Genomic DNA, 10842 nt, shown 5'->3' on the forward strand with positions numbered 1-10842 from the left:
CCCTCAGAAATACCCCTGCCCACGGTCCGAGTAGCTGACCAGCAGGTGCTTCACGCGGCGGTAGTCGGCGAGCACGGCGGTGTTCGCCGGGTACGCGTGGTAGTTGTTGATCCACACCCGCTCGGCGCGCAGTTCCTGGCCGACGTTGTGCGCGAGCGCGACGTCGCGGCACCAGATGCCGGCGCCGAACTGGGCGGCGGCCTCGTTGGCGATCTTCAGCGCGTCGTCGCGGTCGTCGAACCGGGTCACCGACACGACGGGCCCGAGCACGTCATCGGAGAACACGGAAGACCGGTGATCGCCCTCGAAGATCGTCGGCTCGACGTAGTGGCCGGAGGCCGAGCCACCGACGACCAGCCGCGCGCCCTCGGCCTTGCCGCGCTCCACGTACGCAAGAACTCGATCGCGTTGCGCAAGACTCACGACAGCGCCGACCATGGTGTCCGTGTCGAGCGGGTCGCCCATCCGCAACGCCTGCGTGCGCACCGTCGCGAGCTGCAGGAACTCCTCGTAGATGGCGGTCTGGATCAACGCGCGCGACGGGGCCGTCGAGATCTCGCCCTGGTTGGCCGCGAACATCGCGAAGCCTTCCAACGCCTTGTCCAGGAAGCTGTCGCGCTGCGCGGAAACATCCGAGAAGAAGATGTTCGGGCAGCGCCCCGCCACGACAGGATGGTCGTCCGAGCCGGTCACGACGTTGACGACACCGGGCGGCAGCAGGTCGGCGATGACGCCCAGCAGCACGTGGATCGACGCCGGCGTCTGCAGGGCGGGCTCCAGCACCACGGCGTTGCCGGCGGCCAACGCGGGCGCGAGCACGCGGCAGGCGTTCATCAGCGGGAACGTCCACGAGACGCGTTCGTGCACGACGCCGATCGGCTGGAACGAGCGGTAGTCGCAGGTGTCGCGGCCGAGCTGCTCGACCTCGCCCACCTCGGTGCGGATGACGGCGGCGAACTGGCGGAACAGCTCGATCACCATCGGGACGTCGGCGACCAGGGCCTCACGGACCGGCTTGCCGTTGTCCCACGTCTCGGCGACGGCGAGTTCGGTCGCGTGCTCCTCGATGCGGTCCGCGATCTCGCACAGCACGGTGGCGCGTTCTCGGGCCGTGGTGCTCCCCCACGCGCGTGCGGCGCCACTGGCCGCGTGCAGCGCACGGGCGCGGTCGGCGTCGGTGCCGCGGGCGACCTCGGTGAACACCTCACCGGTCACCGGCGTGACGTTCTCGGCGTACTCGCCGGCCACGGGCGACACGTAGTCGCCGCCGATGAAGTGGTCGTACCTCGCTCGGTACGCGACCACGCTGCCGGGCTGCCCCGGTGCCGCGTACTGCGTCATTCTCGACTCCCTGCCAGAAGAGGGCCCACACGTAGGCTGAGGTGGGGGAAATGAGAAAGTAGGCAGCAGAACGTTGCATGCTCGTTGCAAGCCGTGGATGGATCAGTGACCCACGAACCCGGGCAACACGCACTGTTGCTGAGTCGAGTCAGAGATGCCGTGTTGAGTGGTACTCACACGGTTGATTTGCCACGCTCAGTGATTTCCGCGTCGTGGCAGCGGTCACTCGCCGCGAACGTCGATCCCGACCTGCACACCGCGCCGACCGTGTTCGCCGCCGACGAGCTTTCCGACCTGCGCAAACGGCATCCGCTGCACCCAACGCTGCCACTGCTGCGCGAGACGTTGCTGGGCTTCGCGGAAGAGGCCAAGCACATCATGATCGTCGCGGACGCCCAGGGCCACATCCTGTGGTGCGAGGGCTCCAAGGACACCCGCGGCAGCGCCGAGGACGTCGGCCTGGCGGAGGGAACGCTCTGGTCAGAGGGGGCGGCGGGGACGAACGGGATGGGCACCGCGCTGGCGGTGAACTCCCCCGTCACGGTCCACTCCGCCGAGCACCTCGTGCGGACCTACCACCACTGGACCTGCGCGGCGAGCCCGATCCGCGACCCCGACACGGGCACCACGATCGGGGTCGTCGATCTCAGTGGCCCGATCGAGACCGTCCATCCCTCGATGGTGGCGCTGGTGTCCGCGTCGGCCCGGCTGGCCGAGTCGGAGATGCTCGCGCGGATGCACGCGCAGGACGAGGAACTGCGGGCGCGCAACATGCGGCACCTGATCGCGTTGCGCGGCGAGCCCGGCGCGCTGCTCAGTCCCACGGGCCGGGTCGTCGCGGTCGAGCCGTACGGGCTGCTGCCCCCGCGCGTCGACGTCTCCACGGACCGGGTGGAGCTGCCGGACGGCCGCGAAGCCGTGCTGGAACCGCTCGCCCACGGCTACCTGCTGCGCATTCCACGCCAACGGCACGTGCGGCGCAGCGTGCTGTCGCTGTCGTTCCTGCTGCCCGAGCCGAAGGTCGTGCTGGACGGCCGCGAGGTGCCGCTCTCGTTGCGGCACGCGGAGATCCTGTGCGCGCTGACGTTGCAGGGCAGGGTGACCGCCGACCAGCTCGCGCTGCACCTCTACGGCGAACGCGGCAACCCCACGACCGTGCGCGCCGAACTGCACCGGCTGCGCGCCCAGCTGGGCCCCGACGTGCTCGCGACCAGGCCGTACCGGCTCACCGCCGACGTCGAGACCGACTTCCTGGCGGTGCGGGCCGCGCTCAAGTCCGCCGACGTGCCGCTGGCCGCGAGCAGGTACCGCGGCTCGTTGCTGCGCCGCTCCGAGGCACCCGTCGTACTGGCCGAGCGGGACGACCTCGCGACAGGCGTGCGCAAGGCGGTCCTGCAGCGCGGCGACGCGAACGCGCTGTGGACCTTCACCCAGACCGACTCCGGCGAACACGACGTCGAGGCACTGGAACAGCTGGTCAAGCTGCTTCCACCGGACGACGTGCGGCTCGCGATCGCCACCGCCAGACTGAGAAGACTCAGTCAGGACGATTGACAAGAGTCTCACGAATTGAATATCTTCCTGACTAAGAGACTTAGTTGAGGGGGATGTTTCATGCGCGTACTCATCATCGGAGCGGGGACCGGTGGCCTGTGCCTGGCGCACGGGCTGAAGAAGGCCGGCGTGGACGTGGTGCTGTTCGAACGTGACCGCACGCCGCGCAGCATGCTGATCGGCTACCGGGTGGGGATCAGCCCGGACGGAAGCAGAGCGCTGCACAGCTGCTTACCTCCGGACGTGTTCGCCGAATTCGTCCGCACCACGGCCCGGCCGCCGAAACACATAGTCATGCGCACGGAGAAGTACAAGGAACTGCTGGTCGGCGACGTCGCGACGGACCTCGACGACAGCCGCAGCGAGAAGTCGGTCAGCCGCATCGCGATGCGCACGGCGTTGCTCGGCGGCCTGGACGACGTCGTCCGGTTCGACAAGACGTTCAAGCGCTTCACCCGCAACGACGACGGCACCGTCACCGCGTTCTTCGACGACGGCACGTCCGTCACCGGTGACGTGCTGGTGGGCGCGGACGGCGCACAGTCCAGGGTGCGCAGGCAGCACCTGCCGGACGCCAAGGTGGTCGACACCGGCATCACGTCGATCGCGGGCAAGCTGCCGCTGACCGAGGAGAACGCGAAGCTGCTGCCCCCGCTGGCCGACGGCGGCATCACGTTGCTGTTCGGGCCGCACGGCGAGTTCGTGATCATCCACGTGATGCGCTTCGACGGCACGGGTGTCGAGGACGACTACATCATGTGGGGCTACGCGGCCGCGCACCACAAGTTCCCGGACATGAAGGGCATGAGCCAGGCCGAGCTCAAGCAGGCCGTCCTGACCATGACCCCGAAGTTCCACCCGAACCTGCGCAAGCTCTTCGCGCTGGCCACACCGGAGACCGTGTTCCAGATCAGGGTCCGCACGTCCGAACGGCTGCAGCCGTGGAAGCCGAGCAACGTCACGATGATCGGTGACTCGGTGCACCTCATGACGCCCGGCCGCGGCATCGGCGCGAACACCGCGCTGCGCGACGCCGAACTGTTGTCCCGCAAGCTGATCGAGGCCCACCACGGCAAGAACGTCGTGGAGGCGATCGGCGAGTACGAGCAGGAGATGGTCGAGTACGGCTTCGAGGCCGTGGAGGCGTCGCGCGAGATGATGGACGGCAACAGCGTCGTCCACAAGCCCGTGATCGGGCGGGCCGCGGCGGCGTTCCAGCGGACGTTCCTGCGCGTGACCAACGCCGTGCCCGTGCTCAAGCGGAAGATGCTGGCCGAGGACGCGGCGGAACGTGATCACGTAAGTTCTGACCATGAGGTTGTTCACGCCGGGTGAGGTCGTGGTGCGGCGTGAGGTGCTGCACGGCAAGGTCTGGTCCGAGATGCCGACCAGGGTGATCGCCGACGAGCCCGGGCTGCTCGCGGTGTTCGTGGAGCCGGGCACCCGGCTCACCTACCCCGACCACCACCACCCGCACCCGTGGGACAAGCCGGAACGCGGCTTCTGGCGCGGCCACGGCAAGCTCATGCTGCACCGCCCGCAGGACGGCTACTCCGTCGACCTGTTCTGGAAGGGCGAGAACAGGACGTTCGGCAACTACTACCTGAACCTGCAGGCGCCCTACCGCCGCGTCGAGGACGGGTTCGAGACCCTCGACCACGCCCTGGACTACACCCTCGACCCGGACGGCACCTGGGCCCAGCGCGACCTCGACGAGTTCGAGGAGCAGGTCGCCTCGGGCAAGTACTCCGCGCGGGAGGCCGAGGAGATCAGGGCCGAGGGGCTCAAGATCGAGAAGATGCTGGCGTCCGGCGAGATCTGGTGGGACACGACCTGGGCGGACTGGCGACCACCACTGGATTGGCGGTGAAGGTCCGGCCGCTCACGTTCGACACGCTCGTCGCCGAGATCGTCGGCCAGGTGTCGGAGATCGACGGACGGGTGCGCGTCCTGATCGACGGCGCACCCGCCGCCGAACCTGGCAGGCTCGCGGACGCCGTCGTGGAACCGTTGCGCGCCTCGGGTCGCCCGGTGCAGCGCGTGTCCATTGAGGACTTCCTGCGGCCGGCGTCGGTGCGGCTGGAACACGGCCGCACCGACTCGTACTCCTACCGGCACGACTGGTTCGACTTCGGCGGACTGCAGCGAGAGGTCCTCGACCCGGCTCTCGACGGCAAGGTGCTGCCGTCGCTGTGGAACGCCGCCACCGACCGGGCCAGCCGCGCCGAGTACGTCGACGTGCCGGAGAACGGTGTGGTGCTCGTCGACGGAACGCTGATGCTCGACCGGTGGCTGCCGGCCGAGCTGACCGTGCACCTGTGGCTCTCCCCCAGCGCTTTGAAACGCAAGACCGCCGAGGAGTGGACGGTGCCCGCATTCGACGACTACGAGCCGGTGGCCGACCTCTTCGTGCGCTACGACCACCCGGAACGGCCGGGCCTGGTCGAGTCGTGAACCACTCTGCCCGTCGCGGACATAGGCGGGACAGAGAGGAGGGTCCGTGACCGACGAAGAACTTTGGGGGCAGGTCCGGGCCGGTGTGAGCGAGGCGTTCGGGCAACTGTTCGAACGCCACGCCCAAGCCGTGTTCGCCTACTGCTTACGCCGCACCGGTACATGGGCGGTGGCCGAGGACCTGGTGTCCGTGGTGTTCATGGAGACCTGGCGCAAACGCACGTCCGTGACCGTCGAGGAGTCGCTTCTGCCTTGGCTCTACACCGTCGCACTGGGTGTCACCCGCAACCACCAACGTGCCCGCACGCGGTACAAGGCCGCTCTGGGCAAGGTTGCGCCGCAGCGCGCCGACGACGACCACGCGGATGACGTGGCACGGCGGGTGGACGCGGAGGCCAGGACTCGGGAGGTGATCGCGGAGCTGGAGAAGCTGCCCGCCGGGGATCGGGAGGTGCTGGAGATGTCCGCGTGGTCGGACCTGAGCCAGACGCAGATCGCCCAGGTGCTCGGCATCCCGGTCGGCACGGTGAAGTCCCGACTCGCTCGCGCGCAACGCACCGTGCGTGGCGCTCTGGTTGAGGAGGCACTGTGATCAAGCCCGACATCCCGCAGCTGGACCCGATGCGGCTCCAGGTCCGCAAGCAGGCGCTGCTGAACGAGATCAGCCCGAAGCCGTCGCGACGCTGGTGGCGCTTCACCGTGCCCGCGACGGCTCTCATGGCCGCCGTCGCCGTGACGCTCGTGCTGTGGACCCCGACGAACCAGGACGCCTCCGCGTCGTGGACCGCCGAGCCGAGGGCACCCGGCGACATGGCACCCATGATCGCGGCGTGCGGGAAGACGCTCGACCGGCACGACGCGGAGGGCGGGGTCGAGGGCCAGCCGGTCTGGCCGGCCCCGCGTGAGGTGTCGGTCACCGACCACCGCGGCAACATGACGATGGTGCTGTTCAGCGGTCCGCAGTCCGAGGCGCTGTGCTGGGGAACACCGAAGAGCGTCGGCATGAACGCCCACGGCAGCATCGAGGAACGCGAGCCGCTCGGCGACCGCCTGTTCGCCGACTTCGCCCCGCAGATCGGCATGACGGAGGTGAGCAGCGGCACCAGCACGACCGTTCTGACCGGCCGGGTGAGCCCGAAGGTCGGCAAGGCGGTCATCGTCACCGAGGACGCGCTGGAGGTGACCGCGAGTCTCGGCGACGGCTGGATCGTGACTTGGTGGCCGAGCCTGGGCAAGCCGAAGCAGGTCCGGCTCTACGACGAAGCGGGCAGCCTGCTGGAGACCGCCCCGATTCCCGTCAAGCACAGGTAGTCTGCGAGGCATGTGGCGGCAGGAGACCAAGCAGCGAGCGATGCTGATGCTCGCGGTCTTCCTGCCTGCCCTCTACGCCTTCACGCTGTTCTCGTCTCCGACCGAGGTCGTCGCGGCCGTGACCGCGCTCGCCCTCGCGTTGATCGTGGTCGTCGCGCTGGTGCCGCTGTCGGTGGCACCGGCGCGGTCGCTCTCGATCCGCGAACGAGCCCAGCGCACAGCACAACTGCGGCTGCGAAACCCTGACGCCGCAGGCAAATCCCGTCCCCGAGCCCCGGGATGCCGGACGTTCTGACACGTCCCGCACTTCCCTGACTCAAGACGGAGAAACACACCTTGTTCGCTGACCTGGGCGCTGCCCTGGCGAGTTTCGGCATGCCCGCGCTCGCCATCGTGCTGTTCACGATCGTCGTGCGGCTCGCGCTGCACCCCTTCTACCGCGCGGCCGTGCGTGGCGAGAAGTCCAAGGCCAAGCTCGCGCCGGAGATCCAGAAGCTGCAGAAGAAGTACGGCAAGGACATGCTGCGGCTCTCGGAGGAGTCGCAGAAGGTCTACAAGAAGAACGGCGTGTCGATGTTCGCCGGCATGCTGCCGATGCTCGCGACCGTCCCGTTCTTCATGGTCATCTACCAGGTGGTGACGACGCCGAACCCGTTGCTCGACGGCACGTTGTTCGGCATCTCGCTCGGCTCGCACTTCACGACCGGTTTCGCGTGGGTGTTCTTCGTGCTGTTCGGGCTGCTCGCCGTGGTCGCCTATCTGACCGTGAAGTGGCAGCAGTCGCGGATGACCACCACGCCTCAGCCGGGGTTCATGACCGGGCTGGTCAAGGTGCTGCCGTTCGGGACGATCCTGGTGGCCGCGTACCTGCCGCTGGCCGCCGGGTTGTACCTGCTCACCACGACGACGTGGACGATCGCGGAGCGGGCGTTGCTCTACCGCATCCTGAGCTGAAGCTGGGCGATGAGCCGGACGAGCGGGTCGTCCAGGTCGAGGTCGATCCGCTTGAGCCGGTACCTGAGCGTGTTCGGGTGGACGTGCAGCCGGTCTGCCGCGGCGCGCACGTCACCCAGCGCGTCGAGGTAGGTCAGCAACGACTTCGCGAGCTCCGGGTCGAGCGCGTCGATCCTCGGATCGCGGATCCGCGGATTGTCCTGCAACAACGCCAGAATCTCGCTCACCAGGACCTGCGAGCGGACGTCGGCGAGCGTCGCCACCTCGGCGTCGAGGTCGCGCGCCATCGCGTCCAGCACGCGTTCGGCCTCTTGGCGGGAGATCTGCGCGTCGTCCAGTGTGGACACCGTCGAGCCGACGGCGGCCTGGACGGCCGTGTGCAGGTGACGGCGTGCGGTGGTCACGATTTCCCTGGTGAGGCTCAGGAGTTGGGCGTTCGGGGCGAGGTCCGGCAGCAGGACGTAGGTGCGGCCGCCGGACTCGCTGACCAGCGCGCTGCGCCGGTAGGCCGCCGCGTGCACCGAGATCAGGCCGGTCATCTCGGCTCGGCGCAGCTCGTGTTCGCTGCGGTCACCTTCGGCGCTGCGCACCGCGAACACCACTACCGCCGCGGGTTTCTTCGGGTCGGCGCCGATCTGGCCGGCGACGGTGGCGGCGTCCATCCGGCCGGTGAGCAGGGCGGCCAGGAGGTTCTCGCGGAACCTCGACGTGGGCTGGTTGCGCTGCTGGATCAGGTGCGGGGCGGTGACGCGGGCGGCGCCGAGCAGTGCCCGTTCGGCCTGGTCGGTCAACGGCTGGTCGCCCTCCTGCACCCAGATCGTGCCGAGCGGCTGCCGGCCGGCGTGGATGCCGACGGCGATGCGTCTCCGGATGCCCAGCTCAGGGCGTTCGTCGATGCGGACGACCTCTTCTCCTGACCGGAGGAGGTTGTAGACACCCCACTCGCGCAGCATCTTCAGGTACGGCTCCGGGCCCTGGCGGCCGAGGATCGAGAGCCGGCGCAGTTCGTCGACCTCGTCGGACGAGCGGGAGTAGGCGAGCACGCGGCTCGCGGTGTCCTCGATGCTGACGATGCCGCCGGTCAGGGTGGCAATCGTTTGCGCGAGCGCGAACAGGTCGCCGAGAACCTCGCCGTCGTCGGTCGTGGTCGTCAGGACGCCCTTGGCCAGCGACTCCAGGTGGCCCCACCGGACCTCGGGGCGGACCTCCAGCAACGCCACTCCAGCGTCCGTCGCCGCCTGTTCGAGCGCCTGGGACGACTCCTTGACCGCGACCGCGGCGGCTTTGGCTCGTCCAGCCGCCCTGATCAGCGGCAATGCGGCCCGGCCCCGTGCCCCGATCAGCAATGCCAGGTCGCCTTGAGCCACGTCCGGCGGGTCGTCCGGATCCATGATCACCACATCGCGCACGTCTACCTCCAGGCCGTTGGGGGCAACCTGCAGTTCGACGAGCGGATCGCCCAGCGCGATGAGAATGTGGCGGAGGCTCATAACTGTTCGATCGTACATCCGGGACGGTGAATCTTGGCCAGTCGCACAACGGCCGGTGACCTGCGCGGACTTACGGTTTGCGTACCGAACAAGCCCATAAGGAGTTGCGAGTGGACGCGGTCACCCAGGTTCCCGCCCCGGTCAACGAGCCGGTCCTGCAGTACGCCCCCGGTACCCCGGAGCGTGCTGAGCTGCAGGCCAAGCTGGTCGAGCTGCAGAAGGAGCCGCTCGATCTGACGCTGACCATCGGTGGCGAGCAGCGCATGGGTGGCGGTGAGCGTTTCGACGTCGTCCAGCCGCACAACCACCGCTCGGTCCTCGGCACCCTCGCCGGTGCGACCCAGCAGGACACGACTGACGCCCTGCGGGCCGCCCGTGAGGCTGCTCCGGCGTGGCGCGCGATGTCGTTCGACGACCGTGCGGCCATCATCCTGCGTGCCGCCGACCTGCTCGCCGGTCCGTGGCGCCAGACGCTGAACGCCGCCACGATGCTCGGCCAGTCGAAGACCGCGATCCAGGCGGAGATCGACGCGGCCTGCGAGCTGATCGACTTCTGGCGCTTCAACGTGCAGTTCGCCCGCAACCTGCTGGCCGAGCAGCCGATCTCCTCCCCCGGTGTGTGGAACCGCACGGACCACCGTCCGCTCGAGGGCTTCGTCTACGCGATCACGCCGTTCAACTTCACGGCCATCGCCGGCAACCTGCCGACCGCGCCCGCGCTGATGGGCAACGTCGTGCTGTGGAAGCCGTCGCCCACCCAGTCGTTCGCCGCGCACCTCACCATGCGCCTGCTGGAAGAAGCCGGCATGCCGCCCGGCGTCATCAACCTGCTGCCCGGTGACGGCCTCGCGGTGTCCGAGGTGGCGCTGAGCTCCCCCGACCTCGCGGGCATCCACTTCACCGGCTCCACGCCGACGTTCCAGAAGCTGTGGGCGCAGGTGGGCGCGAACATCGCGAACTACCGCTCGTACCCGCGCATCGTCGGCGAGACCGGTGGCAAGGACTTCATCCTGGCGCACCCGTCGGCCGACCCCGACGTGCTGCGCGTCGCCCTGATCCGCGGTGCTTTCGAGTACCAGGGCCAGAAGTGCTCCGCCGCGTCGCGCGCCTACGTGCCGCGCTCGGTGTGGAACAAGATCAAGGACCAGTTCCTGTCCGAGGTCGACGCCCTGACCTACGGCGACGTCACCGACTTCTCGAACTTCGGTGGCGCGGTGATCGACCGCCGCTCGTTCGACAAGTTGTCGGGCGTGCTGCAGGCCGCTCGCGCCGACTCCTCACTGGAGATCGCCGCCGGTGGCACCGCTGACGACAGCGACGGCTTCTTCGTGCGGCCGACCGTGCTCGTCGGTTCCGACCCCACGAACTCCGTGTTCACCACCGAGTTCTTCGGCCCGGTGCTCGCGATCCACGTGTTCGAGGACGCGGACTACCTGACCGTGCTCAAGCAGATGGAGAGTGCGGCGCCCTACGGTCTGACCGGCTCGATCATCTCGCGTGACCGTGCCGCCGTGGCGCACGCGCAGGAAGAGCTGCGGTTCGCCGCCGGCAACTTCTACGTCAACGACAAGCCGACCGGTGCCGTCGTGGGCCAGCAGCCGTTCGGCGGCGGCCGCGCGTCCGGCACGAACGACAAGGCGGGGTCGGTTCACAACCTGCTCCGCTGGGTCAGCCCGCGCTCCATCAAGGAGACCTTCGCGGCGCCCACCTCCCACCTCCACCCGCACCAGGGCTAGAT

The 10842-nt window shown here is 68.8% G+C and carries 11 protein-coding genes; 9 read left to right on the forward strand and 2 right to left on the reverse strand.

Annotation, left to right across the window (positions count from 1 at the left end; translation table 11 throughout):
• Positions 1-3 precede the first annotated feature (3 nt).
• Entirely contained in the window at positions 4-1341 is a 1338-nt protein-coding gene (locus OG205_RS24640) for an aldehyde dehydrogenase family protein (protein WP_330270451.1), read from the reverse strand.
• A 198-nt stretch (positions 1342-1539) separates the two neighbouring features.
• Here OG205_RS24640 and OG205_RS24645 point away from each other — a divergent pair, with 198 nt between their 5' ends.
• Genes OG205_RS24645 through OG205_RS24680 form a run of 8 tightly spaced genes read left to right on the forward strand, consistent with a single transcriptional unit; the run spans position 1540 to position 7614 of the window.
• Positions 1540-2895 (forward strand): GAF domain-containing protein, encoded by a 1356-nt coding sequence (locus OG205_RS24645; RefSeq protein WP_330270452.1) that lies wholly within the window; start codon positions 1540-1542, stop codon positions 2893-2895.
• Between the two features lie 60 nt (positions 2896-2955).
• Positions 2956-4230, forward strand: a complete 1275-nt coding sequence (locus tag OG205_RS24650) for an FAD-dependent oxidoreductase (protein WP_330270453.1) — start codon at positions 2956-2958, stop codon at positions 4228-4230.
• Positions 4208-4765 (forward strand): DUF402 domain-containing protein, encoded by a 558-nt coding sequence (locus OG205_RS24655; RefSeq protein WP_330270454.1) that lies wholly within the window; start codon positions 4208-4210, stop codon positions 4763-4765. Before OG205_RS24650 ends, OG205_RS24655 begins: the two co-directional genes overlap by 23 nt.
• Positions 4762-5349 (forward strand): uridine kinase, encoded by a 588-nt coding sequence (locus OG205_RS24660; RefSeq protein WP_442916835.1) that lies wholly within the window; start codon positions 4762-4764, stop codon positions 5347-5349. The genes OG205_RS24655 and OG205_RS24660 overlap by 4 nt, the downstream gene beginning before the upstream one ends.
• A gap of 46 nt (positions 5350-5395) precedes the next feature.
• Positions 5396-5941, forward strand: a complete 546-nt coding sequence (locus tag OG205_RS24665; RefSeq protein WP_330270456.1) for an RNA polymerase sigma factor — start codon at positions 5396-5398, stop codon at positions 5939-5941.
• A complete protein-coding gene (locus tag OG205_RS24670; RefSeq protein ID WP_330270457.1) occupies positions 5938-6660 on the forward strand; it encodes a hypothetical protein in 723 nt (240 codons plus the stop codon). The genes OG205_RS24665 and OG205_RS24670 overlap by 4 nt, the downstream gene beginning before the upstream one ends.
• A 10-nt stretch (positions 6661-6670) precedes the next feature.
• Complete coding sequence (locus OG205_RS24675; protein WP_330270458.1) at positions 6671-6955, forward strand: DUF6412 domain-containing protein; 285 nt, start codon at positions 6671-6673, stop codon at positions 6953-6955.
• A gap of 41 nt (positions 6956-6996) precedes the next feature.
• On the forward strand, positions 6997-7614 hold the full coding sequence (locus OG205_RS24680; RefSeq protein WP_330270459.1) for a YidC/Oxa1 family membrane protein insertase: 618 nt from the start codon (positions 6997-6999) through the stop codon (positions 7612-7614).
• Here OG205_RS24680 and OG205_RS24685 read toward each other — a convergent pair.
• Entirely contained in the window at positions 7596-9104 is a 1509-nt protein-coding gene (locus tag OG205_RS24685) for a PucR family transcriptional regulator (RefSeq protein WP_330270460.1), read from the reverse strand. The genes OG205_RS24680 and OG205_RS24685 overlap by 19 nt on opposite strands.
• A gap of 110 nt (positions 9105-9214) precedes the next feature.
• On the opposite strand from OG205_RS24685, the gene pruA reads away from it, so the two are divergent.
• Positions 9215-10840, forward strand: a complete 1626-nt coding sequence (gene pruA / locus OG205_RS24690; protein ID WP_330270461.1) for an L-glutamate gamma-semialdehyde dehydrogenase — start codon at positions 9215-9217, stop codon at positions 10838-10840.
• The last annotated feature ends 2 nt before the right edge of the window (positions 10841-10842 follow it).

It is taken from the genome of Lentzea sp. NBC_00516 (genome assembly GCF_036346835.1).
Lineage (GTDB): Bacteria > Actinomycetota > Actinomycetes > Mycobacteriales > Pseudonocardiaceae > Lentzea > Lentzea sokolovensis.

Excerpts from the sequence above, each read along its gene's own strand:
- OG205_RS24640 (WP_330270451.1), bottom strand. The coding sequence starts at position 1,341 with ATGACGCAGTACGCGGCACCGGGGCAGCCCGGCAGCGTGGTCGCGTAC.
- OG205_RS24655 (WP_330270454.1), top strand. The coding sequence starts at position 4,208 with ATGAGGTTGTTCACGCCGGGTGAGGTCGTGGTGCGGCGTGAGGTGCTG.
- OG205_RS24675 (WP_330270458.1), top strand. The coding sequence starts at position 6,671 with ATGTGGCGGCAGGAGACCAAGCAGCGAGCGATGCTGATGCTCGCGGTC.
- OG205_RS24650 (WP_330270453.1), top strand. The coding sequence starts at position 2,956 with ATGCGCGTACTCATCATCGGAGCGGGGACCGGTGGCCTGTGCCTGGCG.
- OG205_RS24685 (WP_330270460.1), bottom strand. The coding sequence starts at position 9,104 with ATGAGCCTCCGCCACATTCTCATCGCGCTGGGCGATCCGCTCGTCGAA.